22 protein-coding genes are annotated in these 26,730 nt (G+C 60.7%); 14 read left to right on the top strand and 8 right to left on the bottom strand.

The features are described 5' to 3' along the window. Positions 1-16: 16 nt before the first annotated feature. From PCPL58_RS07565 to PCPL58_RS07555, 3 genes are read right to left on the bottom strand one after another with little or no spacing between them, the layout of a single operon-like run. Positions 17-217: a DUF1656 domain-containing protein gene (locus tag PCPL58_RS07565; protein ID WP_044309206.1), complete on the bottom strand. Its 201-nt coding sequence runs from the start codon at positions 215-217 to the stop codon at positions 17-19. Next, positions 207-2,393, bottom strand: coding sequence for an FUSC family protein (locus tag PCPL58_RS07560; protein WP_065349154.1), 2,187 nt, complete (start codon positions 2,391-2,393; stop codon positions 207-209). Before PCPL58_RS07560 ends, PCPL58_RS07565 begins: the two co-directional genes overlap by 11 nt. Then, the gene (locus tag PCPL58_RS07555) at positions 2,390-3,886 is read right to left on the bottom strand and encodes an efflux transporter outer membrane subunit (RefSeq protein ID WP_054080670.1); all 1,497 of its coding nucleotides are present in this window, start codon (positions 3,884-3,886) and stop codon (positions 2,390-2,392) included. The genes PCPL58_RS07560 and PCPL58_RS07555 overlap by 4 nt, the downstream gene beginning before the upstream one ends. Before the next feature lie 183 nt (positions 3,887-4,069). Here PCPL58_RS07555 and PCPL58_RS07550 point away from each other — a divergent pair, with 183 nt between their 5' ends. Further along, complete coding sequence (locus PCPL58_RS07550) at positions 4,070-5,017, top strand: LysR family transcriptional regulator (protein WP_065349153.1); 948 nt, start codon at positions 4,070-4,072, stop codon at positions 5,015-5,017. Positions 5,018-5,104: 87 nt separating this feature from the next. Then, positions 5,105-6,079, top strand: a complete 975-nt coding sequence (locus PCPL58_RS07545) for a 2-hydroxyacid dehydrogenase (protein WP_065349152.1) — start codon at positions 5,105-5,107, stop codon at positions 6,077-6,079. 47 nt (positions 6,080-6,126) lie between these two features. On the opposite strand, the gene PCPL58_RS07540 is transcribed toward PCPL58_RS07545, so the two are convergent. Then, positions 6,127-7,029 (bottom strand): DMT family transporter, encoded by a 903-nt coding sequence (locus PCPL58_RS07540; RefSeq protein ID WP_003365436.1) that lies wholly within the window; start codon positions 7,027-7,029, stop codon positions 6,127-6,129. 136 nt (positions 7,030-7,165) lie between these two features. On the opposite strand from PCPL58_RS07540, the gene PCPL58_RS07535 reads away from it, so the two are divergent. Continuing rightward, positions 7,166-8,041 (top strand): AraC family transcriptional regulator, encoded by an 876-nt coding sequence (locus PCPL58_RS07535; RefSeq protein WP_065349151.1) that lies wholly within the window; start codon positions 7,166-7,168, stop codon positions 8,039-8,041. On the opposite strand, the gene PCPL58_RS07530 is transcribed toward PCPL58_RS07535, so the two are convergent. The 3 genes from PCPL58_RS07530 to PCPL58_RS07520 are packed head-to-tail and all read right to left on the bottom strand — an operon-like array spanning position 8,030 to position 10,268. Then, entirely contained in the window at positions 8,030-8,362 is a 333-nt protein-coding gene (locus PCPL58_RS07530) for a DUF3325 domain-containing protein (RefSeq protein WP_003433638.1), read from the bottom strand. The two genes, PCPL58_RS07535 and PCPL58_RS07530, sit on opposite strands and share 12 nt — an antisense overlap. Continuing rightward, a complete protein-coding gene (locus PCPL58_RS07525) occupies positions 8,362-9,903 on the bottom strand; it encodes a PepSY-associated TM helix domain-containing protein (RefSeq protein ID WP_065349150.1) in 1,542 nt (513 codons plus the stop codon). Before PCPL58_RS07525 ends, PCPL58_RS07530 begins: the two co-directional genes overlap by 1 nt. A gap of 20 nt (positions 9,904-9,923) precedes the next feature. After that, complete coding sequence (locus tag PCPL58_RS07520; RefSeq protein WP_065349149.1) at positions 9,924-10,268, bottom strand: DUF3649 domain-containing protein; 345 nt, start codon at positions 10,266-10,268, stop codon at positions 9,924-9,926. A 200-nt stretch (positions 10,269-10,468) separates the two neighbouring features. Here PCPL58_RS07520 and PCPL58_RS07515 point away from each other — a divergent pair, with 200 nt between their 5' ends. From PCPL58_RS07515 to PCPL58_RS07490, 6 genes are all read left to right on the top strand, one after another. Then, positions 10,469-10,972: a sigma-70 family RNA polymerase sigma factor gene (locus tag PCPL58_RS07515; RefSeq protein WP_024663435.1), complete on the top strand. Its 504-nt coding sequence runs from the start codon at positions 10,469-10,471 to the stop codon at positions 10,970-10,972. Then, positions 10,969-11,946: a FecR domain-containing protein gene (locus PCPL58_RS07510; protein ID WP_065349148.1), complete on the top strand. Its 978-nt coding sequence runs from the start codon at positions 10,969-10,971 to the stop codon at positions 11,944-11,946. Before PCPL58_RS07515 ends, PCPL58_RS07510 begins: the two co-directional genes overlap by 4 nt. Before the next feature lie 269 nt (positions 11,947-12,215). Next, positions 12,216-14,564, top strand: a complete 2,349-nt coding sequence (fecA, locus tag PCPL58_RS07505; RefSeq protein ID WP_065349147.1) for a TonB-dependent Fe(3+) dicitrate receptor FecA — start codon at positions 12,216-12,218, stop codon at positions 14,562-14,564. 273 nt (positions 14,565-14,837) lie between these two features. Then, entirely contained in the window at positions 14,838-15,266 is a 429-nt protein-coding gene (locus tag PCPL58_RS07500; RefSeq protein ID WP_003365451.1) for an HPF/RaiA family ribosome-associated protein, read from the top strand. An 858-nt stretch (positions 15,267-16,124) separates the two neighbouring features. Beyond that, on the top strand, positions 16,125-16,457 hold the full coding sequence (locus tag PCPL58_RS07495; protein WP_032609541.1) for a DUF3509 domain-containing protein: 333 nt from the start codon (positions 16,125-16,127) through the stop codon (positions 16,455-16,457). A gap of 264 nt (positions 16,458-16,721) precedes the next feature. Then, a complete protein-coding gene (locus PCPL58_RS07490; RefSeq protein WP_003365453.1) occupies positions 16,722-17,054 on the top strand; it encodes a YXWGXW repeat-containing protein in 333 nt (110 codons plus the stop codon). A 62-nt stretch (positions 17,055-17,116) separates the two neighbouring features. Here PCPL58_RS07490 and PCPL58_RS07485 read toward each other — a convergent pair whose 3' ends face one another. Then, positions 17,117-17,605, bottom strand: coding sequence for a phosphate-starvation-inducible protein PsiE (locus PCPL58_RS07485; RefSeq protein ID WP_003316964.1), 489 nt, complete (start codon positions 17,603-17,605; stop codon positions 17,117-17,119). A 411-nt stretch (positions 17,606-18,016) separates the two neighbouring features. Between PCPL58_RS07485 and PCPL58_RS07480 the strand changes: the two genes are divergently transcribed. The 5 genes from PCPL58_RS07480 to PCPL58_RS07460 all read left to right on the top strand — a co-directional run bounded on the left by PCPL58_RS07480 (position 18,017) and on the right by PCPL58_RS07460 (position 26,717). Next, the gene (locus PCPL58_RS07480) at positions 18,017-18,283 is read left to right on the top strand and encodes a YebG family protein (protein WP_003365454.1); all 267 of its coding nucleotides are present in this window, start codon (positions 18,017-18,019) and stop codon (positions 18,281-18,283) included. A 705-nt stretch (positions 18,284-18,988) separates the two neighbouring features. Continuing rightward, complete coding sequence (wecB, locus tag PCPL58_RS07475) at positions 18,989-20,239, top strand: non-hydrolyzing UDP-N-acetylglucosamine 2-epimerase (RefSeq protein WP_065349146.1); 1,251 nt, start codon at positions 18,989-18,991, stop codon at positions 20,237-20,239. A gap of 167 nt (positions 20,240-20,406) precedes the next feature. After that, positions 20,407-22,623, top strand: a complete 2,217-nt coding sequence (locus PCPL58_RS07470) for a cellulose biosynthesis cyclic di-GMP-binding regulatory protein BcsB (RefSeq protein ID WP_032609504.1) — start codon at positions 20,407-20,409, stop codon at positions 22,621-22,623. A gap of 12 nt (positions 22,624-22,635) precedes the next feature. Next, positions 22,636-24,756, top strand: coding sequence for a glycosyl transferase family protein (locus tag PCPL58_RS07465; protein ID WP_065349145.1), 2,121 nt, complete (start codon positions 22,636-22,638; stop codon positions 24,754-24,756). Continuing rightward, positions 24,753-26,717: an NfrA family protein gene (locus tag PCPL58_RS07460; protein ID WP_065349144.1), complete on the top strand. Its 1,965-nt coding sequence runs from the start codon at positions 24,753-24,755 to the stop codon at positions 26,715-26,717. The genes PCPL58_RS07465 and PCPL58_RS07460 overlap by 4 nt, the downstream gene beginning before the upstream one ends. Positions 26,718-26,730: the final 13 nt, after the last annotated feature.

Raw genomic sequence — 26,730 nt, 5'->3', positions numbered from 1 at the left:
TTTCCCGACTCAGGCGTCAACGATAAAGGGGCAGCGCCAACGCGCCGAAGATGCAGATAAACAGGCTCAGACGCAGCAAGGCCGGGTGCCAGAAATGCCGATACAGGTCAAAACTAGCCAGCAGACGATCCAGCGCCCATGCCAGAACCACGGCCAGCAGAAAGATCAGCGTGAGGGTCGGCATATACAGACCGTGGAAGGCTATTTCACGCGGCATGGGCGACTCCTGAAGCGGTTCGCGCAACGCCATAAGCGGCCAGCGGCGATTGCGGGTCCAGCAGTGACGTGCGGATAAAGTGCAGGTAGCTTTTTACCCGGCGCAGCACCGACGTATCGAAATGCGAGGCGAAGGGTTCATCGGCCTCCTGCACCCGCTTGATGGCCTGATCGACTGCCGAGAGACAGCGCTGCAGATTGACCGCATCAGGCTGGATGAACAGCCGCACCAAAGCGCGCCCCATGACTCGCAGCGCGATGCGCCAGGGCTGGTACTCGGCGTAGGCAGGGTGAATCGGCAGCAGCGCCTGTTCATGGCGCAGCTCGATAATGGCGTGGCCGATTTCCAGCACCACGAACATCCAGCGCAACAACTCGCGCTGAACCAGCGGTTTGCCAATCGCCAGGCCGTACGCCTGATGCATCAGGTCGCGGGTCTGGCTTTCGAAGCTTGAGCCCAGACGCTTGAGCGGCGCGCTGATCGCAAACACCACTTGATTGCGCAAGGCCTGTTCCAGGCGTTGCCACATCCAGCGGCTGTTGGGCGGCAGGATGATTGCTCCGGCAGCGGCACAGATCAGCATACCGACGACCATCGCGAGGTAATCGTTGATGAAGGTGTAGGGGTCGTAGACCGTCAGGTTGTCCGGCACCGAGCCCAGGCTGAAAAAAATCAGCAGCCCCAGTCCGTATCCCGTCCACTGTGGACGTGAGCCCAGGTATGCACCGAGCACAAACACCGGGGCCAGTAGCAGGCACAGCAACGGAAAACCGTCGATGTGCGGGAACAGAAAAAAGGTCTCGATAAATCCCGACAGCGCGCCGAGCAATGTACCGCCAGCCATTTGCAGCGACATGCGTCTGGGGTTGTGGGTGGTCGACGACAGAGCAACGGTGGCCGCCGAGGCCAGGACCATGCTCGCGCCGCTGGGCCACGCCGTCAGCACCCAATACACACTCATCAGACCGACCACGCAGGTCGCCCGGGCGCCGGCTGCCAGCGCGGTCATCCAGTGGGTACGCGGTACGAACGAGCCCTTCCACTGTTCACGCTCATGGCTGTGGTCGGCCAGTGATGCGTGGGTTCGTGCGTAGTCGAGCAACTCGCTGAGCAGGCGGTACAGCAGCTCGAACGAGGTGTGAAAGTCCAGTCGTTCGGCGTCGCTGGCCAGGGTGTGCTCTAACTCGGCGCGCAGGCTTCTGACCCGTTCGGGGAAGTGCGCCCTGCACGACTCCAGACGCGTGACCAGCAGCGCCGCGTCATCGTTGGTCAAGGCGCGGTCGGCGAACCCGTCAAGCAGTGCTGCAAGGTTTTCAAGGCCGGGATCGATATGCTTCAACACCTGTTCGGCCTGCTCGAGACGCAAACGCTCGAGCAATTGGTGCAGGGCATTGAAGCGCGTGGTGACCGCCATGAATTCGCTGTTCAAACGGTTGAGTCGACCGTTGCGGCGACGCATGTGCGGGTCTTCGAATACCGTGACGCTGCGCAGCCCTTCAAGGCCGATGGCCTCGGCCACAAAACGTACATTGCCGGTTTCAAATTCAGTGCGTGAAATATCGCCGCGCAGGCCGTTGACCACGAAGCGCGCGAACCCGCCGAAGCGCAGATAAAGCGCGTTGCGCATCGCTGCGCTGGAGCTCTGCGGCAGCACCGCTGCGCTGATGGCCGTGGAACACAGGATACCCAGAGTGATTTCCAGTACACGCCACACCGCCGACATGAACGAACCTTCCGGATGCGCCAGGGCAGGCAGCCCCACCATGGCGGCGGTGTACCCGGCCAGCACAAAACCGTAAGCGCGAAAGTTGCGATAGCGCGCCGCACCGGCCGAACACAGACCGACCCAGAGCGCGAGGCTGCCGAGAAACGGCAGCGGGTTCTGCGCAAACAGGGCCATCAACAGCACCATCATCGCCGACCCGGCCAGCGTCCCCAGCAGGCGATAAAAACTCTTGGCGAACACCTGTCCGCTCTGTGGCTGCATGACGATGAACACCGTGATCATCGCCGTGTGCGGCTGCGGCAGTTCCAGGCGCAGTGCCAGCCAGTAGGTGAGGAATGCGGCGAGCAGCACCTTGAAGATGTAAACCCAGGTCACCCCGTCACTGCGCGCCCAGCTGTGTAATTCGCGACGCCACGGCAGGTCGGTGATGCGCTGTAGCGAGGCGATCATTGCCCGCCCCCGGACTTGGCAGCAGTGTCAGCGGAATGACCATTGGGATTGCCACTCTCGCCACCGTCACCGCCCAGCGCCACCACCAGCCCGGCGTAGGCTTCCAGCCGCGCGGCCTCGACCTGCTGCTGAATCTGCTGCTGGCGGAACAGCTGCGTGCGCGCATTGAGCACGTTCAGGTAATCGGTCAGGCCGCGCTGCCAGGCGATCAACGCGATGTCGTAGGTCTTTTGCGCAGACGCCACCGACTCGGCAGCGAGTGCCTGCTGCTTGTCCATCGAGGCACGCCGAATCAACTGGTCGGAGACACTTTTCAGCGCCATCACCAGCGTCTGGTTGTAATGCGCAACGGCCTGATCGTAAGCAGCCGACGCCTGGCCCAGTTCCGCCCGCAAGCGTCCAGCGTCGAAGATCGGCAAGCTGATGGCCGGCCCGACCTTGTAACCCAGTTTGCTGCCGGTCAGAAACTCCAGCATGCCGCCGCCCGTGGCCATGTAGCTCAGGCTGCCGACCAGATCGACATTGGGATAAAAGCCCGCATGCGCGACGTCGATACCGCGCGCCTGCGCCGCCACCTGCCAGCGAGCGGCCACCACGTCAGGCCGCTGGCCCAGCAGTTCGGCAGGCAATGTCGAGGGCAATGTGAGTGAGGTGTGCAAGGACAGCGCAGGCCGCTGCAAGGCCGCACCCTGCCCCGGCCCCTTGCCTGCCAGCGCGGCCAGCTGGTTTCGACCCAACGCGATGGCCTCTTGCAGCGCGTCGATCTGCCGATGCGCCTCAGGCAGCGGGGTTTCGGCCTGACTGACATCGAAGTGCGTACCGATCCCGCCCTTGAGGCGACGCTGCGCCAGGTCGAGTATCTGTTGCTGCTGGGCCAGTGCCGCCTCGGCGATATCCAGTCGGGCGTAGTCGAGGGACAGCTGGATGTAGGCGCGCACCACGTTTTCCTGCAATTCGAGCTGCGCCTGACGCTGCTCTGCAGCACTCACGTGCGCCAGATCAACGGCCTGCTCGCTGGCGTTGCGTTCACGTCCCCACAGATCCAGCGCGTAGCTCAGGCCCAGTGACGCATTGTTGTCCCAGGTGCGAGTATCGGCCAGCGCGCCGGGGCCATAAAACTGATCCTCGGGCCAGTCATGACGCATCAGGCTGGCGTTGCCTTGCAGTTGCACAGCCTCGGCGGACTCGGCGACCTGCGCCATCGCTCTCGCCTGGCGCACACGAGCCGCGGCAAGTGCCAGACTCGGGCTGCCCAGCGTCGCCATCTCGACCCAGCGGTCCAGTTGCGCATCGCCGTAGGCACGCCACCATTGCGCTGCGGGCCAATGGGCGTCGAGGGCAGCGCCCTGAATCGCCTGATCCGTGGCCAGGCTGTCGGCGTGCAGGACAGTGCCCTGCGGTTTGATTCCATGTGTTCCGATACAGCCGTTGAGGACCAGCGTAAAAGCCAGGATACCGACGGGCCAGAGCCCTCTGATGATGCGACGCGGCACAGCTGCAAGTTCCCGAACGAAGGTGACACACCTTGAATGGCGGCGATTCTAGGCGGCGCTCGACGCGGCGATAAGCGGGGAGATTTGTGAATCTTTGTTACTGAAACGGCGATAATCCTTTGGTCTGGATACATGCATCCGTTACTTCATGTCACAATTTACCATCTACTCAGAGAAGTACCCATGGACACCCTGCAAAACATGCGTGCCTTCAGCTGCGTGGCGCAAGCGGGCAGCTTCACTGCTGCCGCCGCCGTGCTGGACACCACCACCGCTAACGTCTCGCGCGCGGTCTCCAACCTTGAAGCACATTTACAGACGCGCCTGCTCAATCGCACCACCCGACGCATTGCCCTCACCGAAGCAGGCAAGCGTTATCTGTTGCGCTGCGAACAGATTCTCGCCTCGGTAGAAGAAGCCGAGGCCGAAGCCAGCGACGCTCATGCCCGCCCGGCCGGGCAGCTCAAAGTGCATTCGATGCCCGGCGTCGGCCAGCATTATGTGATCGACGCCATCGCCCGTTACCGGCGTAACCACCCGGACGTCGCGTTCGATCTGACCATGACTCACCGCGTGCCGGACTTGCTGGAAGAAGGCTATGACGTGTCGATCGTGCTGGCCAGCGAACTGGCTGACTCGGGCTTTGTGTCTCAGCGCCTGGGCATTACCTACAGCATCGTGTGCGCGTCCCCCGAGTACGTGAAAACGTTCGGCATGGCCCACAAGCCTGCCGACCTGCTGAATCATGCGTGTCTGCGTCTGGTGAGCCCGGTGTTCCCGCTGGACAAGTGGCTGTTCGACGGCCCGGAAGGCCAGGAAATGGTCACCATCAACAGCTCGCCGCTGCTGGTCAACTCTGCGGATGCGATGAAGACTGCGATTTCCAGCGGCATGGGGATTGGCATTCTGCCGATCTACTCGGCGATCGAGGGGCTGCGCAACGGCACACTGGTGCGGGTATTGTACGATTACCGCTCGCAAGAGCTGAACCTGTACGCCATCTACCCTTCACGCCAGTATCTGGATGCGAAGATCAGAACCTGGGTTGAATACCTGCGCGGTTCCCTGCCGGAAATTCTCGCTGCCGATGAAGCCGATCTGCATGTGCAGGCTCTCAAGTCATCGTACTGACATCGTACAACTGCAAAAAGCGGCTGCCAAAGAGCGGGGAGGAATGTTAGCGTGCTACTCATTCAACCGCTCGAGAGTGACTGCCCAATGAAAAAAACCGTACTCGCCTTCAGCCGTGTTTCTCCTGAAATGGCCGAGCGCCTGGCGCAAGACTTCAACGTGATCGTGCCCAACCCCAAACAGGGTGATATCAACGCGCAGTTTGCAGAAGCCTTGCCTGAATCCCACGGGCTGATCGGCGCAGGCCGCAAGCTGGGTCGCGAACAACTGCAGAACGCCACGAAGCTGGAGGTGGTGTCCAGCATCTCGGTGGGCTACGACAACTACGACGTCGACTACCTGAGCGAGCGCGGCATTCTGCTGACCAACACACCGGATGTACTGACCGAAAGCACCGCCGACCTGGGCTTCTCGCTGATCATGAGCAGCGCTCGCCGGGTCGCCGAACTGGATGCCTACACCAAGGCCGGACAGTGGACGCGGAGCATCGAACCGCCGCACTTCGGCACCGATGTGCATGGCAAGACGCTGGGGATCGTCGGCATGGGTAACATCGGCGCAGCCATTGCCCTCCGCGGTCGTCTGGGTTTCAACATGCCGATTCTGTACAACGGCAACAGCCGCAAGACCGAGCTCGAACAGGAGCTGGGCGCACAATTTCGCAGCCTGGATCAATTGCTGGCCGAAGCGGATTTCGTCTGCCTGGTCGTGCCGCTGAGTGAAAAGACCAAACACTTGATCGGCCGCCGCGAGCTGAGCCTGATGAAGCCCGGCGCCATCCTGGTCAACATCGCCCGCGGCCCGATCGTCGATGAACCCGCGCTGATCGAAGCGCTGCAGAACGGCACCCTTCGCGGTGCCGGTCTGGACGTCTACGAAAAAGAGCCGCTGAGCGAATCGCCGCTGTTCCAATTGAAGAACGCGGTGACCCTGCCGCACATCGGCTCAGCCACCACCGAAACCCGCCAGGCCATGGCCGACCGCGCCTACGGCAACCTGCGCAGCGCGCTGCTCGGTGAACGACCACAGGATCTGGTCAACCCGCAGGTGTGGAAAGGCTGAAGCCCGCGCCTCTGCCGATCTGCCGGAAAGGCACGATAGCCACCAAGTCAGGCCAGTTTGCCGCCGACCACGACGGCAACCGGTCTGATCTTCCTGAACACCAGCACGTTGCCGACCATCACCAGCACCAGCCCCAGCAAGGCAGCCAAGGTCCACTGATAGCCTTCCACCCAGGCGGAGATATTCAGCGCCACGACCGGGAACAGCACCGTGCAGTAAGCCGCACGCTCCGGCCCCATGCGCCCGACCAGGGTCAGGTAGGCAGTGAACGCAATCACCGAGCCGGGGATCACCAGAAACAGCAGTGAGCCTACGTAGCGCGTGTTCCATTCGAAGGTGAACGACGTGCCGCTCAGCAGGCAATACATGCCCAGTATCGTTGCCCCGTAGAACATCCCCCACGCATTGGTGGTCAGCGGACGCAGACCGGCTTTCTGCTGCAGGCTCGACAGCATGTTGCCCGCCGAGAAGCACAGCGTGCCGAGCAAGGCCAGTCCCAGGCCGATCAGGGTCTGCCGGCTCGCGCCATGCCCGGACATTTCAGGCCAGAACAGACAGGCCAGACCGATCAGGCCCATGGCGCCACCGGCCAGTACATTGCTGGCGATTTTCTGGCGAAAGAACACCCGTGCGTTCAGCGCATTCCACAGTGTCGAGGTCGAGAACACCACCGCGATCAGGCCACTGGGTATCCACTGGCTGGCCGTGTAGAAGCACATGAAGTTGACGCAGAACAGGCACACGCCCTGCGCCAGGCAAATCAACTGGCCACGACGATTGACCGGCTGCAGACGCTTGCTCAGCAACAGGAATGCAAACAGCACCAACGCTGCCAGGGCAAAGCGATAGACGATCGATACCGGAATCGCGACATCGCCGAGTTGGAGTTTCAGAGCGATCCAGGTGGTGCCCCAGATCAGCACGGTCAGCAGATAAAGCGAGAGGTTCATGGTGCAGGCTCCTTGATGAGCCATCAGTCTGCTGCGTGCCGGTCTGCCAGCGCTTGCACAATCTTGCGCATTTGCTTCAAGCGCTACTGGCAGCGGCGTCGCCAGCGAGTAGGATACAAATCCTAGAGGAATCGTCATGCCCACCATTGAATCCATCCAGGTCTTTCAGGCCCTGAACAGTTCGCCCAATGCCCATCTGGAGCAAAGCGCGCCGCTGGGCGACGGGTTGGTGGCGGCGTTGTGGAACAATCGGCATGACTCGCAGGAATATCACGCACCGACCCACCATACGCTGTCGTGCTATATCGAGGACGGTACCGGGACCTTTCGCCGCGGCAGACCCGACCAGAAAGGCGCGCCGGGCAAACTGTGCATCTTGCCTGCCGGCCATGAGTCCGCCTGGGTAGTGAACGGCGAGATCCGTCTGGCGCATCTGTATTTCAGCCCGGAGCAGTTTGCGCTGGGCTGCGTGACCCTGCTGGACCGTGAGCCGCGCGAGATGCAACTGCGGGAAAACACCTTTCTGGAAGACCCCGCACAGGCGGCACGCTTCCGGCAGCTGATTCGCCTGAACTGGGCAGAACCCGGCGAGCGCCTGCTGACCAGCAGCCTGGCGCACGAGATGGTCAGCCATGCGCTGCTCAGCCAGGCTGGGCTGCGCGAAGGGCTGCGCTTGAAAGGCGGCCTGGCGCCGCACCTGCGCCGGCACCTGGTGGACTTCATCGAAATGCATCTCGCCGACCCGCTGAGCCTTGGCCAACTGGCCGGCCTGTGCGCGCTGTCGGAATACCACTTCGCACGCATGTTTCGCGAAAGCTTCGGTTTGCCGCCGCACCAGTACCTGCTGGCGCGGCGTATCGAGCGGGCGCGCCAGTTACTGCGCGGTACCGGCAAGCCGCTGGGCGAGATCGCGCTGGTCTGCGGGTTCGCCAGCGCCAGCCATTTCAGCAACCGCTTTCGTCAGGCCACAGGGGCGACACCGGGTGAATACAGAACGGCGTTAGGCCAATAACTGACCTACCGCGGCCAACGGGCTCAACAGCGCCCCACACCCCGCCAGTGCCAGCACCCAACGCGGACGAAACGACAGCAACGCAACCAGCAACACCGCGCTGCCCATCAGCGCAGCGAACCAGTACACCGTCCCCATCATCCAGCCACAGTCATGAACCGCAGCCCACGACGACAGTAACAGCGCCCCCCAGCCAGCCAGTTTGAGCAGCCGTCGCCGCTGTTCGGTCAACGGCCCCTTGAGCAGTTCACCGTAATGTCGGGCCATGGACAGACACAGGCACGTGAACCCCACATAACAGAGCAAGGCCGCCAGCAGCATCAGGGGGCCTCCTGAGGTACGACCGGCAACGAGACGCGGGAGGTTTTACCGGCAGGCGCAGCCTTGAACTTCAGCGCCGCCCAGCCCAGGAACAGCCCGGTGATCAGCACCGTCAGGTCAAAAGCCGCCAACACCCGGTTTCCTGACATCAACGAATCCAGCAGATAGCGACCGCAGGTCAGCAGATCGAGCACCGGCAGACCGGCGAACAGCAGCGCGCCGAGCCACAGTTGTTCTCGCCATGCGCTACGCCCCTTGCGCAGCGCAGCATGCATGACTGACACGGCCCAAACCGTGAAGAACACGCTGACCTCCCAATCAGCACGCCCGGCGAATCCGCCAGGCAGCAAACGATTGGCCCAGAAAAAGCTGGCCACGGCGATCATCAACCCGGACATGCTGGCAATGTTCAGCACTTCGACCACACGCAGTTCCAGCGGCAGCACGCCGGTCTTGGCGTGTTTGAGCTGACGCTTGCCCAGCCACATCACCAACCCGGTGCCGATCATTGCAGTCCCGGCGACACCAAAAATGAAGTACAGCCAGCGCAGCAACGGTTCGGCGAAATGGCCCACGTGCAGGCCATACATCCCGCTGGAAATCAGCAGCGCCAGCGGGCGCTCGGGCACTTCGTTCAACAGTTCGCCGCTGGCACCGCTGAACGTCAGCGCCCCGCCCCGGTCCGGCACAATGCTGCCCTTGTCGTCACGCGTCAGCAGAATCGAAGCGGTGCTGTCGCCCGGATTATTAACGATAACCCGACCCACCTGACCGCTGTCCCATTTCGCATTCGCTGCGTTGACCAATGGCGCAAGCGCCACCAGCGGCGCAGCAGTGCCTTCGCGCTTGACCGTTTCCGGAAACGGATAGGCTTCGCTGTAGAAGGCCTGGACGGTGTCGTACTGGCTGAGAATGCTCGCGGGCATCACCATCGACATGAAGATCACCAGACTGCTGTAAGTGATCATCAGGTGAAACGGCAGCACCAGCACGCCCAGCGCGTTATGCCCGTCCAGCCAGGAACGCTGGCCCTTGCGCGGACGAAAGGTGAAGAACTCTTTGAAAACCTTCTTGTGAATGATGATGCCGGTGATCAGCGCGACCAGCATCACCATCGCGGCGCTGGTTGCCAACCATCGGCCCCAGGGATATGGCATCTGCAGTTGATAGTGAAACCGGTAGAAGAAATCGCCACCGCGTGTGTCACGCGCCTGCACCTCACTGCCGGTCTGCGGATCGAGCAGCTTGCGTACGAAGTTGTTGCGCTGGCCCTGTTTGCCTTCGGGCAGCCAGCCGACCATCAGGCCGGGCGTGCGCTGATCGGGCAGACTGATGAACCAGCGCGTAGCCCCGGCGGCATGGCTTTGCAGATAAAGCTGAGCCTGTTGCACGCTGGCGCCTGCATCAAGGGCGCGCACCGGAATCTCCGGCTGCATCCAGTGGGTAATCTCGTCCTTGAAATAGGAAAGCGTGCCGGTCAGAAAAATTGCGAACAGCAACCAGCCAAACAGTAAACCGACCCAGGTGTGCAACCAGGCCATCGACTGGCGAAAACCCTCCTTCACAGCAACCACCGACCACAGGCGTAGGCCGCGCCCAGCAGTGCGCAGGGCGTCAGCACCCCGACCCACGCCTGCAGCGCCGTGCGGCAGGCAAGACACCAGAGCACGGCACCCAGGTAAGCGAGGAACGACAGCATCATGCCTGTCACCACCGCTTCGGCGCGGGTAATCGGCAGCCATTGTGCGATGCAGGTACTGAACAACGACGCCAGCAGGTAACCGGCAAATACCGCAGCCAGTGTCCGCGAGACAACGGCAAGGCGATAGGCAGCCGTCACGCCCCTGGTTCTGGCTTTTGCCGTGCGCTTTTCCGGCAACGGGCGGCTTGCGGTGGTGACATCCATCAAAGGTTCTGCATTGATTCATGAAACCAGGGAAGCCGGTCACAAGCGGCCAGGAAGGGGTCGCAACGAAAGCCGGCGGTGTGCGCCATTCATCCCGGACAGGACAAATGAACCGCAATATTAATGATAAATATTCTCATACGCAAAAGAGTCTGCCAGAATCCACGCCATCAATGAGTCCCCGTGGATTGTTTCCCGTGATGCCCGTCGCCCACTCCGCTCTCAATCACACTGTCGAAGGCCTGTACAGGGCACACAACGTCTGGCTGACGACCTGGTTGCGGCGCAGGCTCGGCTGCCCGCACAGCGCGGCAGATCTGGCGCAGGACACCTTCATCAAGGTCCTGGGCGCACGCGATACGTCGCAGATTATCGAACCGCGTGCCTTTCTGACGACCATTGCCAAGCGCGTGCTGTGCAATCACTACCGGCGTCAGGACCTGGAGCACGCCTACTATCAGGCACTGGCCGCACTGCCGGAGAGCGTGGCGCCTTCGGAAGAAGAGCGGGCGATCATTCTCGAAACCCTGGTGGAACTCGATCAACTGCTGGACGGCCTGCCGACCCTGGTCAAGCAGGCGTTTCTGCTGTCGCAGGTCGACGGTTTGAGCCATGGCCGGATCGCTGCCGAACTGGGTATTTCCATCGCCACGGTCAAGCGTCATCTGCACAAGGCCGCCCTGCGCTGCTATTTCGCCCTATGAACACCAACAGCGAGTCCCTGAACAAATCCGACATCTCGCCCGCCGTGGCACAGCAGGCCGTTGGCTGGCTGCTGGAAATGCAGGAGGGCACGCTGGATGCCCGCCGTCAGCACGCCTGGCAGCTGTGGCTCAATGGCAACGTCGAGCATCAACGGGCGTGGGCGCACATGCAGCGGGTCAATCAGCGCCTGAGTGGACTGTCCTCGCCGCTGGCGCACGCGGCACTCAATGCGCCGAAGTCCGCCAGCCGTCGGCATGCGTTGAAGCTGCTGTTGCTGCTCGGCGCAGGCTCGGCAGCGGGCTGGAGCCTGCGCGAGCAGATCGCCCTGCAACCTTTGCTGGCCGACTACGACAGTGGCGTGGGTGAACAGCGCAAAGTGGCGTTGAGCGACGGCAGTCAGGTGCAGTTGAATACTGCCAGCGCGGTGGATGTGCGTTTTGATACTCAGCAGCGCCTGATCGAACTGCTGCAGGGCGAAATCCTCATGACGGCCTCGGCGGACACGCGCCCGCTGAACCTGTTGAGTGCCGAAGGCTCGGTCAGGGCGTCGACAGGCGCCAGTCGTTTCAACCTGCGTCAACTGAATGGGCGCACGCAGTTGGCCGTATTTGCCGGAGCCCTTGAAATAGTCCCTGCCGGCAAGAGCGGCCCCGGTTTGATGCTGCTGGCCAGCCAACAGGTGACGTTCAGCCGTGATGCCTGGGACAAGGTTCGTCCGCTGGACGCAGGCAGTGGCGCCTGGGCGGACGGGATGCTGGTGGCGTCGCGCATGAGGCTGGTGGATTTTCTTGCAGAGTTGGGCCGCTACCGCCGCGGTCGTCTCAATTGCGATGCGAAGGTTGCAGGGCTGCTTATTTCCGGCAGTTACCCGCTGGCCGACAGCGAGCGCATCCTCGACATGCTCGAACGCGCCCTCCCGGTACGCGTGCAACGCTTCACGCGGTATTGGGTGAACGTGCAAGCGCGGGTTTGATCGTGATTGCTCGTTTCCACGCCGGGTGCTCATGGTGACGTACACATCCTGAAGAGCCCGAAATACAGGACTGAAACTCCGCTGACTATCGTCCCCATGCTCCCCGTGGGAATGCCGTTCGTGACGCTCTGCGTCACACAGCGGTTTTTGGATGACAGCTGGATTTGCGCTGGCCGGCTAAAATTTTTCAAAAAGCGTGAGCCGTTTTTCGATCCTCGCGTGACAGACAGGGAAAGCCTCTCTCAACCTTCCGGTCAAAGGACTCCTGCATGTCAGCCCGCCCTACTCAACTTTCACCGCTGGTGCGCACATTGCGCCATGTCATTTTCGGTGCCAGCCTCTCGGTCGGCAGTCTGTCGATGGTGCAGGCTGCAGAGGTCGCACCCAAGGTGTATCACATTGCGCCGAGCGAGCTTGAAGCGGCGCTGAGCCAGTTCGGTCGTGAGTCTGGCGTGCTGATTTCGTATGGTTCGCAGATCACCAGCGGCCTGAAAAGCCGTGGCCTGGAAGGTCAGTACACACCTGAGCAGGGCCTCAACGCCTTGCTCGAAGGCACCGGCCTGCAGGCCATGGCCGATGGCAATAACGGCTTCACCCTGCAACCGGTCAATGCTGTTGGCGCGCCGATCGAGCTGGGTGTCTCCACGGTGGTAGGCGACTGGCTGGGCGCGGCGCAGCAAACCAACGTTTTCGAACATCCCGGTGCACGTGACGTGATTCGTCGTGAGGAGTTCGAGCGGGTCGGAGCGACATCGGCGCGTGAAGTGCTCAATCGCATTCCGGGCGTCAATGCGCCGGACAACAACGGCACCGGCAGCCACGACATGGCGCTGAATTTCGGCATTCGCGGCCTCAATCCACGCCTGGCGTCGCGTTCCACCGTGCTGATGGACGGTATCCCGGTGCCATTCGCGCCCTATGGCCAGCCGCAACTGTCGTTTGCACCGATCAGCATGGGCAACATGGACGCAGTCGATGTGGTGCGTGGCGGTGGCGCAGTCCGTTACGGTCCGCAGAACGTGGGCGGCATCGTCAACTTCGTGACCCGCGCGATCCCTGATGCACCTACTCTCAAGGGCGGCATACAAACCGAGACCAGCCCGTCGTCCAGCCACGACGGCTTCAAGACCACCGGCAACCTGCTGGCCGGCGGCACCGCAGACAACGGCCTGGGCGGTGCGATTCTGTATTCCGGCGTGCGCGGCGGTGACTGGCGTGAACACAGCGATACCGAAATCGACGACCTGATCCTCAAGGGTAAATACCAGATCGACGAAGCCAACAGCCTCAACGCCATGGCACAGTACTACGATGGCGAAGCGCAGATGCCCGGCGGCCTGAGCGTCAAGGACTACGACGCCGACCCTTACCAGTCGACGCGCCTGAAGGACAAGTTCTGGGGCCGTCGCACGATGTTCAACTTCGGCTATCGCTACGAACAGGACGCGCGCGTCTTCACCGCCAACACGTTCTTCACCAAGACCCTGCGCAGCGGCTATCTGGATCAGGGCAGCTTCGTTTCCCTGTCGCCCCGCGAATACTGGGTACGCGGTCTGGAAACGCGCTTCTCGCAAGGCTTTGCGCTGGGCGAAACCTGGCATGAAGTCGGCGTTGGCTACCGCTACGTCAACGAAGCCGGTCACGAACTGCGCTACCGCGAACCGGTCACCGGCAACCTGCCGACCACCGCCAGCCGCAACGACCGCGACACAAGCGGCGCGACCGAAGCGCATGCGTTCTACATCGACGACCGTATCGATATCGGCAAGTGGACCATCACGCCGGGCGTTCGCTACGAGATGATCGACACCGCGCAGAACAACAACCTCACCAACGCACGCTACCAGGGCGACTACAGCACTGCGTTGCCGGCGTTGAACGTGCTTTATCACCTGACCGACACCTGGAACCTGTATGCCAACACCGAAGGCTCGTTCGGCAGCGTGCAGTACAGCCAGATGCCTAACCGCGTCACCGGGGATGAAGTCAAACCGGAAAAAGCCCGCACCTGGGAACTGGGCACACGCTACGACAATGGCAACCTGCGGGCCGAGATCGGCGCATTCCTGATCAATTTCGACAACCAGTACGACAGCAACCAGACCAACGACACGGTGATCGCACGCGGCGAGACGCGCCATCAGGGCATAGAGACCAGCGTCAACTATGCACTGGAAGGCCTGAGCCCGATGCTGGCCGGCTACGATATCTACGCGACCTACGCCTTCGTCGACGCCACGATCCGCGAAGACGGCCCGAACAAGGGCAATCGCGTGCAGTTCTCGTCAAAGCACAAGGGAACGATGGGCGTCAGCTACACCGAAGGGCCGTGGAAGCTCAATTTCGACAGCTCCTTCCAGAGCGACCAGTTTGCCGACAACGCCAATACCTCGACTGAAAGCGCCGATGGCAGCACCGGCAAGATCCCTGGGTACATGCTGTTCAGCACCCGAGCCAACTACGATTTCGGCCCGCAACTGTCTGACCTCAACGTAGCGGTCGGGATGAAGAACATCTTCAACCGCCAGTACTACACCCGCTCGTTCGACGACAACAACCGCGGCAAATACGTCGGCGAACCGCGCACGGTGTACGTACAGACGTCGGTCGCGTTCTAGTTTCGGACGCCAGAGCGCGAGAGCAGTGTTCTCCCGGACACCTCTCGTTCCTCACGCTCCGCGTGGGAATGCCGTTCTGGACGCTCTGCGTCCGTTCCCGATTCGTAACCTCGCGCCAGGGCAGCCATTTTTTGCTGCGAAATATTTCTTACACATTGGGGTTGAATTGTCAGGCCATTGCCGCCAACACTTTGAATGAGCGCAAACGAAATCGATTCCGCCAGGAATCGTGCAGTCCAGCCTCGCACGAGCAAGCCCTAATAAGGATTAACTATGCAAATCCAGGTCAATAGCGATAATCACATCGAAAGCAGTATCCGACTGGAGGAGTGGGTTCGTACCACCGTTGAAAGCACGCTCGAACACTACGATGAAAACCTGACCCGCGTGGAAGTCCACATCCGCGACGAAAACGGCGACAAGCCTGGCCCGCACGACATCAAGTGCCAGATGGAAGCTCGCCCCAAAGGACACCAACCCATTTCTGTTTCCCACAAGGCCGATACGGTAGATCAGGCTGTGGATGGCGCTGCTGTAAAACTCGATCACGCCCTCGAGCATCTGTTTGGCAAACTGCGCGGCAAACGAGGCGCCGCACCGACCATCGCCGAACAGGATGAAGATCCGGTCAGTCCGGACGCGCTGCTCGAAGAAGAATTTCTGGAAAAAGAGCAGGAGAAAGAAGCCGCTCGTCTGACCTGATGCTTCACTGACACGTTTTGCAAGAAAAGGGCGAACCGGCAACGGTTCGCCCTTTTTGTTCGCCATGGGTTCACGCCCCAATCAGTACGCACCACAAACGCTCGCTGCACAGCTTTTGCCGCCTTGACCCGGCGCTAGCCTCGCCGCCATTTCGATCACCGGGTGCCGTCCATCGAATTTAACATTCAGCGCCGTGCAGCCCGAGCGCTGTACCTGAGCACCATCGGCGAGCAAAAAAACATGCTGCTCGCTTCAATGAGCAGGCAAGTCAGCCAGTCATACCGACAAGCGTTCAACACTCATCCCGCAGCTCCGCAGCACGACGCTCAACGTCAGAACCTGGACAGTGGGCGAGTACGGTTTCGACCCCGTCTTTACGAATCTCTGACGTCAAGATTCGGTTGTCGGAGTGTCAGACAATCACTCGAAAAAGTCATAAGCAAAACGCATTCGCGAGATGAGCAGGCCATGTCCGGGAGCTGTTTTCGCCTGGCTTGGAGAGCACTTTTCTCAACCGAACTGAACGGCTCGTCCTGTGGCAAAGCCAACCAGGAAGCGGCTGCGGAGTGCTCCCGCTCGGCGGCTTCTAGCGCATCGCCCCTGCAATATGGCCCGAACCATGCAAAGCCCTGTAGTACGCGCCACGAGGCAGGCCATCAGGACGGCCACTTTCTGGCGCGAACTGAACGTCGTGAATGCGTCAAAGCTTCTCTAAACGAAACCCTGTCATCAACGCGAAAGACGACAGCAACACCGTCAGCAGCAAGCGCAGGAGTAACGCAACCGCTGATCAGTCGTCGAGAACCAAAAGGACTAATACCCGGTCAACTTATGCAGACCATTGAGCAGGTGAATGATATGGACAATCCTTTTCAGATGATCACGGACACGTTTCACCCTGACTATCGGGTGAATCTGAGCATTCAAGGGCTGGACGGCAGCATCATGCTGACCTTGTCCAACGAATGCGGCGTAGTTGCCAAGCGCTTGATCAGCGCTGCCCAACGCAATGACCCACAACGCCTGCGCAAGCTGATAGAAAGCGTGCAATTCGGCATCGCCATCGAACGTGGCGACAGCGCGATCAAGATCCTTGCAGCGATGACTGACGGTGCGACGCTGAAAAAGACACCTGTCCCGGCCAATGGTCTGTGGCCACAGAGCCAGGCAACGGTGAATGCCGGGGTTTGATGCACACCTGCCCTTCCCCGCTGTGCAGTGCCGTTGTTGGCACTGCACAGAGCAAGAATATCCCGATGCCGCTCGATACTTTCCAGCCTGCTTGAACGGGCTTTCCCCCCCAGTAAAACCGGCCTTTCGCTATCATTCCCCCTTCCTCCTCTTCAGCAAAAGTACAGATACATCCTGCTACAACAATCCTTGCGCAGAAACATTCGAGCGACTGGGCACTGAGCTCAGCGTCACTGCACCTGCGGTTGATTCCGAGGAGGCAACATGTACTTACGTTATGGGGTATTGATCGCATCACTTGCGATAGCGTCAGGCTGTGTCGAGGAGCGCGTGGTTCATGAACGGCCGCATGTCCATCACGAATACGTTGAAGAAGTGATCGCGCCACAACCGCCACCGGAACGCGTCGTCGAGGTGGAACCGGCGCCTCGTCCCGGCTATATATGGGCACGCGGTTACTGGCACTGGAACGGCCAGCGTTTCGTGCCGGTGCATGGCCACTGGGAAGCAGAGCGTCCCGGCTATCACTATGTACATCCGCACTGGGAAAGCGCCGGTGACGGCTGGCACTGGCGTGCCGGAGTCTGGCTGAACTGATTGGGCTCATGTCCAGCAACATTGCTGGCGGCATCTTGCACAGGTGCCGCCACTGCCTTCGATCAGATCTCGCCCTTTTCTTCCGTCACTGCACCTTTGACGGTGCTGGACGAATCGGGAATCTTCGCTGACGGGTACTTGTACGACGCATAGCGCACCACCAGAATCGCAAACGCCAGCAACAGGATGCCGCCACACAGGTAGATGATGCCGATGTCCGGCGGGTTGTGATGGGACACGTCGGAAATCAGCAGCCGGGTCAGTGCAGTGATCGCAACATAGATCAGGAAGCGCACGGGCATGTGGTTGGTCTTGAAATAAATCCCGGTCATCGCCCCCAGTTCGAGGTAGATGAACAGCAGCAGGATGTCATCGACCGTGACGTTACCTTTCTCGACCATCCCCAGGAATGCGACCACTGACGCCCAGGCAGTGATCGCGCCGATCGCGAACAGGGCGAGAAAGTGGAAGCTCTCCACACACAGGTTGCCCAGTGACTCGGCCTGCGCATGTACGCGGTGTCTTATCTTTACTGCCCATTTATTCCCCATGACGCGTTACCTCTGAACCTTCGTTTATGCCGACCGGATGATGCCGGGTACTCGTGACACCCTTGTGGCCTGCTTTTTAAAGCAGGAACAGGGCCATAGGCTATGGTTGAGAGCGCGGCGGGTTGTCGCAAGGCACATTTGCAGCGCAAAAAAGATGCGTAAACGCCACTATTCAGGCGGGGCTTGATTGGCACATGGCTTTTACTGTATAAAAAAACAGTAATCGAGAAATCGCTTCCGCTGTTGCGTCGCAGGCCAGCCTCCCTAAAGGTCTTCACGCAGTGCCCCGCTACACCTGACCGGCGCGCTGGTCATGCACGATCAATGCTTTGCATACCCGCTAGTCAGAGCACGACGCCCTGAACGTCCGGGTCTAGCCCTTTCAACACTGGATAAGACGACGAGGCCAAAATGGCTGTTGAAACCCTTTACCGCAGTACCCGCGATCTGGAGACTACTTTCGTGGACCGTAAACTCGCCGATGCGCACGACCAAATGCTCGAGCTGGCCGAGCTTCTCACCGACGTCCTGATCAAGAACGTGCCGGGAATCTCGGAGAAGCATGCAGAGGACGCGAGCATTTACATGGCCAAGAATCGCGCTGTGTTCGCTGCGGCGTTCAAGAACAACGCGACCGCGCTCAGCGAGCTGTCGGAACCGGCCGAGGCGAAAGACTGATTCCGCTGTGGGCTGCGACTCCCCTCATTGCGAGGGGGTCGCCAATCATTCTCATTTAATGGCTGGGCAATCACCCGTATTGCTGCTACAACTCAATACTGTATATGCCGCGCAAACTTGAACAGCATCTAAGCTAATTCCTAACATCCCGTCTGCCGCTCAGCGTGTCAAACTCGATACATAATCAAAGTTCCCAAGCGTCATTATATCAGCGTCATTTTTGTGAACCCCTTCTCTCTTCCTGTCATTAAACAGGCGTCAGGATTCTGCTGTAGTGACGCACACCTCGCTGCTGATATTTTTGTTGGAACTTTTTGCCATCATCCAGAATTACAGCGGATAACCCAGCACTCAAAACAGCAGGAAAGGCGTTACCAAAAGCCCCGGAAGACCCCGTATTCATTGGCCGAAGCGCCATTTTTCAAAAAATACAACCCTGTACTGACCGTGGTGAAAAACTAAAGTTCCTACCCATTGTTACTTTGAAAAATACTTAATAAAACGTTTTGCTTTATTATCTTGTTCTGCTAACAATCCCGACAATTCCGGGTAACAAGGCATATTGCTACATTCACACTGAAGTGAACATCGAGCCACAAACTCCGATCTTTCCGCCCGAGAAACTCATCAACTCGCAGTCTCACCAAGCTGTTCTCAGCCTGGTTTTTGCTGCTGTGCGGCGCGCTAAAGGCGCGGGAGGAAATAATGGCTGGTCTGCACCCCAGAATGAAGGTCCTTTCCATTTTCGGTACTCGTCCGGAGGCCATCAAAATGGCTCCCCTGGTCAGAGCATTGGCTGCAGAGCCGGGTATCGACTCAAGAATCTGCATTACCGGGCAGCATCAAAGCATGCTGCAACAGGTGCTGGACATGTTCGAGCTCAAAGCCGACTACAGCCTCGATGTGATGCGCCCGGATCAGACGCTGAATTCTCTGACGGCCGCGCTTTACGCGGCGATCGACCCGATTCTGGACGAGATGAAGCCGGACAAGGTGCTGGTTCATGGCGACACCACATCAGCGATGGTGGCGGCCATGTCGGCCTTTCATCGCCGCATCCCCATCGGCCACGTCGAAGCCGGTCTGCGCACCGGCGATATCCGTCAGCCGTGGCCTGAAGAGATGAATCGTCGCTGCATCGATCTGATTTCCGATCATCTGTTCGCGCCTACCGCCGAGTCGCGCCGCAACGTGCTGGGCGAACGCCTGCAGGGCATCTCGTTCGTGACCGGCAACACCGTGATCGACGCCCTGCACCTGACGGCCCAGCGAATCGACAGCAATCGCCAGTTGCGTCATGCCCTGGATCGCCAGTTTTCGTTTCTGGTGCCCGAGCGCAGGGTATTGGTGGTGACCGGGCATCGCCGTGAGAACTTCGGCGACGGCTTCCTCAACATCTGCAAGGCGCTGGGCGAACTCGCCAAGCGTGACGACATACAGATCGTCTACCCGGTGCATCTGAACCCCAACGTATTGGGGCCGGTGACCGAGCACCTGGGCGACCTGCCCAACGTGCACCTGATCAAACCGCTGGACTACCTGTCGTTCGTGCGCCTGATGCAACGCGCCCATGTCATCCTCACCGACTCCGGTGGCGTGCAGGAAGAAGCGCCGTCGCTGGGCAAGCCGGTGTTGGTCATGCGCGATGTCACCGAGCGCCCGGAAGCGGTCGCAGCGGGGACCGTGCGCCTGGTGGGCACCGAAACGGACGCCATCATTCGCGGCGTGAACGCCCTGTTTGACGACGACGCCCTGTGGCAGAACGCATCCCGCGCAGCCAATCCTTATGGCGACGGCAAAGCCAGCTCACGGATCGTCGATGCCCTGGTGGGCCGTCCGGTGGATGAATTTGTCGCCGAGCTGCCGCGTCAGCGCCAGGACCCGGTGGACATGCAACTGGATACGCGAATCAAGCCTCAGCACGAACATGCAGAGTTGCGCTCGATGGCCAGTTAGCAAAAAGGACGCGCAGGCAGCGCAAACAAACCCTAAAACAATCCGCAGGAAGCAGTCCGCAAACGATACGGGCACCCGGTTCAGACCGAGTGCCCGAAAAACGTTGTAGCAGACCGGCAGCCTGTATCAAGACCCAATGGCCTTGAGCCTTTACCGAGATCTGCACAATGAAATCTTCCGTTGCCGTAAACATGGGCGCGTTTGGCGTACTTGCCTGCGGGATGAGCCTGCTGGCGCTGATGCCTGCATTCGCCTTGGCTGCCGAAAGCCCCCTGACCCAGGCGATCAACCGAATCACTGCCGACAATCGCCAGGAGCGCGTGATCGAGCTGAGGGAGCTGGGTATCGATCGCCCGATCATCCTCAATGCTACCGACGCACGCCGCGAACTGTACCTGCCGGTGCCGGCCAATGTGCCATTGACCGAGGCCACGCTGAATTTCGATGCCAGCTACCTGAACGGCGAGGCTGGCCGCAACACGCTGCTGCTGTCGCTGGACGGATATCCGGTACGCGCGCTGGGCCTCAATGAAGAACAGGGCAATGCCAGCGCGACGCTGGGTGTCGACAAGGCAGCACGGGAAAGCGGTTCGGTACGACTGGGGATCGCCTGGTCGTCGGTGATCTCGAAAGTGCTTTGCGAAGACGAACGTGCGATCGGCAACGTGTTGCGCATCGACCCGCACACGCGCCTGACGTACAGCTATGACGCCAGCCAGTTGCAGGACGTCGGCGCGGTATGGAATGCACTGCCCGGCAAACCCGGCCTGCTGGTCGCACCCGGCACATTGTCGAACGCCAGCTACGATGCCGCCTGGCGTCTGGGCGTAGCGCTGGAGCGCATCGGCAAGCAGGCACGCATCCTGCCGTTTCCTGCGGTGCAGGACAGCGTGGACCTGAGCGGCCTGACTATTCCAGCGGAGCTCAAGCAGATTCCGGCGTTTGCAGGGCTCGAAGGCAAGGGCCAGTACACCCTGCGCGACCCGGCGGAAATCGGTGCATTGTTGATGCTTGGCCAGACACCTGCGTTGCAGGCCGACCTGGCGATCAGCGATCCACAGCTGCTCAAGGCCATCGACGACGCCATGGACGCTCTCCAGGCGCAGGTGCAGGGTCTGGATGCTTCGGCGGCCAGCGCACTGGGCCAGTGGCGCGAGCGTCACATCAAGAAGCCGCTCGCCAACAGCACCGGGGATGACGTAAGCCTGGCCCTGCTGGGCAATCGTGCGCTACTGATGATCAAGCCGGAGTCGGCCAACAAGGCCATTGGCCTGTTCAGTTCGGCGTGGAACAAACTGGCGCGCAATCGTCAGCTGACCATTGGCGAAGAAGCCGCCATGCCGCTGAGCGAAGACGGTCGCGTCGCGCTGACCCGTCTGGGCGGCAAGCCCGGCACGGTGGATGTGCTGGCAAAAACCGACTGGAGCGCCTCGTTCCCACTGGGCAGCGTTGCCTATGACGGTCGCGTACCGGTGACTGCGATGATCGACATCGCTGCCGCCCCGGGCGCATCGGGTACACCACCGGTTGCCACGCTGTTCCTCAACGATTACCTGATCGGTGCGATGCAACTGACTGCCGATGGCAAGAAAGAGCGCATCGAAGCCCGCATTCCGCAGTACGCACTGGCGGCGCAGAACGTCCTGCGCGTGTCCTTCCAGCGTCAGCCGGTCAGCAACCAGTGCCTGGAAACGCCGCAAGCGTTCCCGATCTCGGTATTGCCGACCAGCCACATCGTGCTGGACAAGGTCACGCCTGACGAAAACTTCTCGGGCATGGCGGCACGCTTCGCCACCGACACGCAGATCATGGTGCCCAAGGGCTACCTTGAGCGCCCGGCCAGCAGCCTGCCGCAAGTCATCCGCATCGCCAGCGCTTCCGGCGTCTCGCCGTTGCGTGCACAGCTCAGCGTCAGCGATGACGCCAGCGTCGCCGTGACACCGGCCAAGGCGTTCCTGGCCTTCGAACTGCCGGTCAAGGACGGGGCCGAGTCGGTCAAGGCCAGCAACGACGGGCACCTGCTGATCAACCACAAAGAACAGACGCTGCTCGACCTCAAGTCGCTCAACCACCTGGCTTCGCTGCAAGTGATCGAAGCCGGCGGCCAGCACGGCATGGTCTATCGCTCGTTGGGCGGTCAGGCCCCGGTTTTCGAACGTCCGTTACTGCTGGAACGTGGCAACGCCGCGGTGCTGGCTGACAGCGGCCCGATCGCCACCTTCGACGCCAAGGACCCGACCGGCAGCCAGATGATCGAGGAGGAGGAAAGCACCGGCATCGACGCTTGGCGCAAACCATCGCTGCTATGGCTGATCCCGGCCGGCATCGTACTTTTTCTCATTCTGTTGCTGGCTGGCCGTAGCGCCCGTCGCAATCGCTCGTAACAGGCCGCCGCAATGACGTCGCTCTATTGGCCTTACTGGCTGGCCCATTACTACAGCGTGCTGGAAGTCGCGACGATCGTTGTCGGGCTGATCATTCTGGTATCGAGTATCGATGACCTGTTCATCGATATCTGGTACTGGTCGCGGCGGCTGTACCGCAAGTTCACCGCCGAACGTCGCTACCGGCCACTGACTGCCGAGCAGTTGATTGCCCGCGACGAGCAGCCGCTGGCAATCATGGTCCCGGCCTGGCTGGAATACGACGTCATAGCGCCGATGATCGAAAACATGGTGTCGACGCTCGACTATCAGAACTACGTGGTGTTCGTCGGCACCTACATCAACGACCAGCGCACCATCGATGAAGTGGAGCGGATGCGTCGCCGCTACAAGCAGTTGCACCGCGTGGAGGTGCCGCACGCCGGCCCCACCTGCAAGGCCGACTGCCTGAACTGGGTGATCCAGGCGATTTTTCTGTACGAAAAGACTCACGCCGTACAGTTCGCCGGGACCATCCTGCACGACAGCGAAGACGTGCTGCACCCGCTTGAATTGCGCCTGTTCAATTACCTGCTGCCGCGCAAGGACATGATCCAGTTGCCGGTCGTGTCGCTGGAACGCAATTGGTACGAATGGGTGGCCGGCACCTACATGGACGAGTTTGCCGAATGGCACGGCAAGGATCTGGTGGTACGCGAAAGCATGACTGACACCGTGCCTTCGGCTGGCGTCGGCACCTGCTTCTCGCGGCGTGCACTGATGGTGCTGGCGGATGAAAACCAGAACCAGCCGTTCAATACCGAAAGCCTGACCGAGGACTACGACGTCGGCGCGCGATTGGCTAAGTACGGCATGCAGGCGATCTTCGTACGTTTCCCGGTGCAATTTCGGGTGCTGCGCAAGTCCTGGTTCCGCAAGCCTTATGAGTCGACGCTGGAAATGCCGCTGTGCGTGCGCGAATTCTTCCCTGACACCTTCCGCACCGCCTTTCGCCAAAAGGCGCGCTGGACGTTGGGTATCGGCTTGCAAGGCTGGGAGCAAATGGGCTGGACTGGCTCGTTGGCCAACCGTTACCTGCTGTTTCGGGATCGTAAGGGCGTGGTGACATCGTTCGTCAGCATCCTCGCTTACTTTATCCTCATTCAATTGCTGGCGTTGATTGTGCTGCGCTCCAGCGGACTGTGGAACACCAGCTTTCCGACCCCGTTTGAAACCACAGGTCTGATTCAGTACCTGCTGGTGGCCAACGGCATCGCGTTGCTGTGGCGGATCCTGCACCGCTGCTACTTCACTACCGTGCTTTACGGCTGGCAGCACGGTTTGCTGTCGATACCGCGCATGGTGGTCGGCAACTTCGTCAACTTCATGGCTGCAGCGCGCGCCTGGCGGATGTTTCTGGTGGGCAAGGTGCTCAACCGCAAGCTGGTCTGGGACAAGACCATGCATGACTTTCCGTCTTCCGACCTGATTGCCGTAGCGCCACGCCGCCTGGGTAGCGTGCTGCTGTCCTGGCAAGCCATCAACGACGAAAAACTGCAGACCGCACTGGCTGAACAACAGACCCGTCAGCTGCCGCTGGGGAGGATTTTGCTTAGCCACGGCTGGCTCGACGATGAAACCCTGGCTGAGGCCATCGCTTTTCAGAACGACCTGCCACGGGTATTCGACATTGTCGGCAAACGTGCGACAAACGATGTGCTGGCCGATGAGTTCTGCCTGCGCTGGCGTGTCGTGCCGTTGCAAATGAATGCGCTGGGTCGCCAGGAAATTGCCGTGGCCAGCCCGCTGCCGCCTGACGGTCTGCAACAGATTACCGAGCAACTGGGTGCCGAGCCGGTGCAGTTGATTGCCCGTGAAAGCGACATCGTCGCGCAATTGCGTCAGCTTCAGGTGGTCGAGGGTCAGCCGCTTCCAGCCAGAGCGCCACTGCTCGGCGATCTGCTGATCGAGCAAGGCCTGCTGGACCGCGAAGTGTTCCAGAAAGCCATGCTCGGCTACCGCCCGCATGTGCATGGCCGGATCGGCGATTACCTGGTCGACATCGGCGTGCTGTCCAGAGAAACCATCGAACAGGCTGTGGCACGTCAGCACAACCATTACCGATCTGACGATCAAACGGAGCAGCCACTATGAAGCGCCCCTTCATCCTGTCGCTGCTGGTGAGCGGCCTGGGTCTTGTTGCACCGCTCAGCCAGGCGGAAACACTGCCCTTGCCGTTGACCGGACCCGCCTATGCCATCGCCAACGAAGCCTACATGGCCTACAACCGCAAGGACTACGACCTGGCCATCGCCAAGGCGCGCGAAGCGTTGCGTCAGCGTGCGGATGCCGATCAGTTGCGTGATCTGATTGCCCTGGCAGAACGTGACAAATACCGCCGCGATCACCCGGCCCGCTTCCCCAAGGCGCGCCCCAAGCCTGGCTACCTGGAAGGCAATCAGGCGCTGCGCGCCTACGCCAACCGCGACTACGACGGCTCGGCCAGTCATGCACGCAAGGCCATTGCCCAGGCACCTAAGAATCTCGATTACCGCATGATGCTTATCGAGGCGCTGCAACGTCAGCAGCGTCTGGACGAAGCGCAGGCAGCGATCAACGAGGCCGAACAGGCACTGGGGCCGCAACAGGTCCTGACGCGTCGTCGGCAGGCGATTCAGGAGCAGGTGGCGGTCGACAAGGCAGCCACTGGCTATAAAGCATTGGCACGCGGCGATAACGACACCGCAGTCAGCGAGGCGCGGGAGGCTGTGCGCAGTTTTCCCAAACAGATGGCCTACCGCAAGCTACTGGTCAGCGCATTGATCGCTCAAGGGCAGTATGCCGAAGCGCGCTCTGCGGCCACCGAAGCGCTGGCGCTGAATGGCAACGACGCCACCCTGCTCGTCCAGCGCGGACAAATGCGTCAACGCCTGGGCGATCAGGATGGTGCACGTCAGGACTTCGCTCAGGCAATGGCGGTCGGCAACCTGCCGCTGCGTGAGCAGGCCTCGTTGTATGCCGCCATGGGCCAGCCGAGTGAAGCACTGCAACGTCTGCAGCAAGCTCGCGATGCGGGCGAACTGCAACCCGGCGATGAAGTGCAGATTGCCTATTTCCTCAGTCAGGCGGGCGATGATCAAGGTGCACTGGATACGTTCAAGCGTGTCGACCGTCAGTCCGGTCTCAAGCCCCGCGAAGTACAGGATGCCGCCTACAGCGCGATGCGCACATCGGATGATGCGCAAGCCATCGCCTATTTCAAACGCGTCCTCGATTATCAGCAGACCGGCGATCTGCAGATGCCCGCCCAACAGGTGTTCGACACCCGACGCGCCGTGTCTGATCTGTCCCGTGAATGGGGCCTGACCAACACCACGACTTATCGCGGTGCCAGCACCAGCAGCGGCCTGAGCGGCGCGCCCGGCGGCAGCAATGACAGCGTGCAGAACAGCACCGAAGTGTTCTGGCGCCCCTTCGGTTACCGTAACGCGCGCTTCGTCGAGCTTTACGGACGCGTCACTGACACGCTGTGGAGCAAGGAAGGCGACTCCGACACAGGCGCGGACGCCTTGCAGGGCGCGCTCGGTATCCGGGTCAAACCGTTCAGCGCAGTCAACGTGATCGGCGCCTTCGAACGTACCTTTCCGCTGGGCAACTCGAACGCCGACGGCGACTGGCTGGTGCGCCTGGGCTACGGCTCGAGCATCGGCACCGACCTGCGCGTCGATGTACCGAGCTGGTGGACTTCGCAGCTGTACGCTGAAGGCGGGCGCTATCTGCAGGACAAGCGCAACTATTTCAACAGTGAATGGCAGGTCGGGCGCAGCTTCCGTCTGGACAGTATCAGCTCGCGGCTGGTGGTGTTTCCCCACGTAGTCGCCGCAGTGGACTACGATTCAAAGATGCGCAGTGAAGTCGACAGCCTCGGCCGTAGCAGCACATCATCCGGTAACGCTGGCGGTCTTGGTGTCGGTACGGGCGTGCGTTACTGGTTCCGTGAAGACAAATACAAGGCACCGCAGTCGTATGTCGATTTCTCCGTGCAGTATCGCGAGAAGGTATTTGGCGATGACCGTGCAGAAGGCGTCTTCGCGCGCATGACGTTCTCGTGGTGATCCACGCCCGTCA

Origin of the sequence: Pseudomonas cerasi (assembly GCF_900074915.1) — a bacterium.
GTDB classification, from domain to species: domain Bacteria; phylum Pseudomonadota; class Gammaproteobacteria; order Pseudomonadales; family Pseudomonadaceae; genus Aquipseudomonas; species Aquipseudomonas cerasi.
This window is presented reverse-complemented; position numbering and strand designations above follow the sequence as displayed.

What these genes read in the sequence shown, in the direction of transcription:
- PCPL58_RS07565 (WP_044309206.1), bottom strand. Translation starts at nt 217, where the DNA reads ATGCCGCGTGAAATAGCCTTCCACGGTCTGTATATGCCGACCCTCACG.
- PCPL58_RS07560 (WP_065349154.1), bottom strand. Translation starts at nt 2,393, where the DNA reads ATGATCGCCTCGCTACAGCGCATCACCGACCTGCCGTGGCGTCGCGAA.
- PCPL58_RS07550 (WP_065349153.1), top strand. Translation starts at nt 4,070, where the DNA reads ATGGACACCCTGCAAAACATGCGTGCCTTCAGCTGCGTGGCGCAAGCG.
- PCPL58_RS07545 (WP_065349152.1), top strand. Translation starts at nt 5,105, where the DNA reads ATGAAAAAAACCGTACTCGCCTTCAGCCGTGTTTCTCCTGAAATGGCC.
- PCPL58_RS07540 (WP_003365436.1), bottom strand. Translation starts at nt 7,029, where the DNA reads ATGAACCTCTCGCTTTATCTGCTGACCGTGCTGATCTGGGGCACCACC.
- PCPL58_RS07535 (WP_065349151.1), top strand. Translation starts at nt 7,166, where the DNA reads ATGCCCACCATTGAATCCATCCAGGTCTTTCAGGCCCTGAACAGTTCG.
- PCPL58_RS07530 (WP_003433638.1), bottom strand. Translation starts at nt 8,362, where the DNA reads ATGCTGCTGGCGGCCTTGCTCTGTTATGTGGGGTTCACGTGCCTGTGT.
- PCPL58_RS07525 (WP_065349150.1), bottom strand. Translation starts at nt 9,903, where the DNA reads ATGGCCTGGTTGCACACCTGGGTCGGTTTACTGTTTGGCTGGTTGCTG.
- PCPL58_RS07520 (WP_065349149.1), bottom strand. Translation starts at nt 10,268, where the DNA reads ATGGATGTCACCACCGCAAGCCGCCCGTTGCCGGAAAAGCGCACGGCA.
- PCPL58_RS07515 (WP_024663435.1), top strand. Translation starts at nt 10,469, where the DNA reads ATGCCCGTCGCCCACTCCGCTCTCAATCACACTGTCGAAGGCCTGTAC.
- PCPL58_RS07510 (WP_065349148.1), top strand. Translation starts at nt 10,969, where the DNA reads ATGAACACCAACAGCGAGTCCCTGAACAAATCCGACATCTCGCCCGCC.
- fecA (WP_065349147.1), top strand. Translation starts at nt 12,216, where the DNA reads ATGTCAGCCCGCCCTACTCAACTTTCACCGCTGGTGCGCACATTGCGC.
- PCPL58_RS07500 (WP_003365451.1), top strand. Translation starts at nt 14,838, where the DNA reads ATGCAAATCCAGGTCAATAGCGATAATCACATCGAAAGCAGTATCCGA.
- PCPL58_RS07495 (WP_032609541.1), top strand. Translation starts at nt 16,125, where the DNA reads ATGGACAATCCTTTTCAGATGATCACGGACACGTTTCACCCTGACTAT.
- PCPL58_RS07490 (WP_003365453.1), top strand. Translation starts at nt 16,722, where the DNA reads ATGTACTTACGTTATGGGGTATTGATCGCATCACTTGCGATAGCGTCA.
- PCPL58_RS07485 (WP_003316964.1), bottom strand. Translation starts at nt 17,605, where the DNA reads ATGGGGAATAAATGGGCAGTAAAGATAAGACACCGCGTACATGCGCAG.
- PCPL58_RS07480 (WP_003365454.1), top strand. Translation starts at nt 18,017, where the DNA reads ATGGCTGTTGAAACCCTTTACCGCAGTACCCGCGATCTGGAGACTACT.
- wecB (WP_065349146.1), top strand. Translation starts at nt 18,989, where the DNA reads ATGGCTGGTCTGCACCCCAGAATGAAGGTCCTTTCCATTTTCGGTACT.
- PCPL58_RS07470 (WP_032609504.1), top strand. Translation starts at nt 20,407, where the DNA reads ATGAAATCTTCCGTTGCCGTAAACATGGGCGCGTTTGGCGTACTTGCC.
- PCPL58_RS07465 (WP_065349145.1), top strand. Translation starts at nt 22,636, where the DNA reads ATGACGTCGCTCTATTGGCCTTACTGGCTGGCCCATTACTACAGCGTG.
- PCPL58_RS07460 (WP_065349144.1), top strand. Translation starts at nt 24,753, where the DNA reads ATGAAGCGCCCCTTCATCCTGTCGCTGCTGGTGAGCGGCCTGGGTCTT.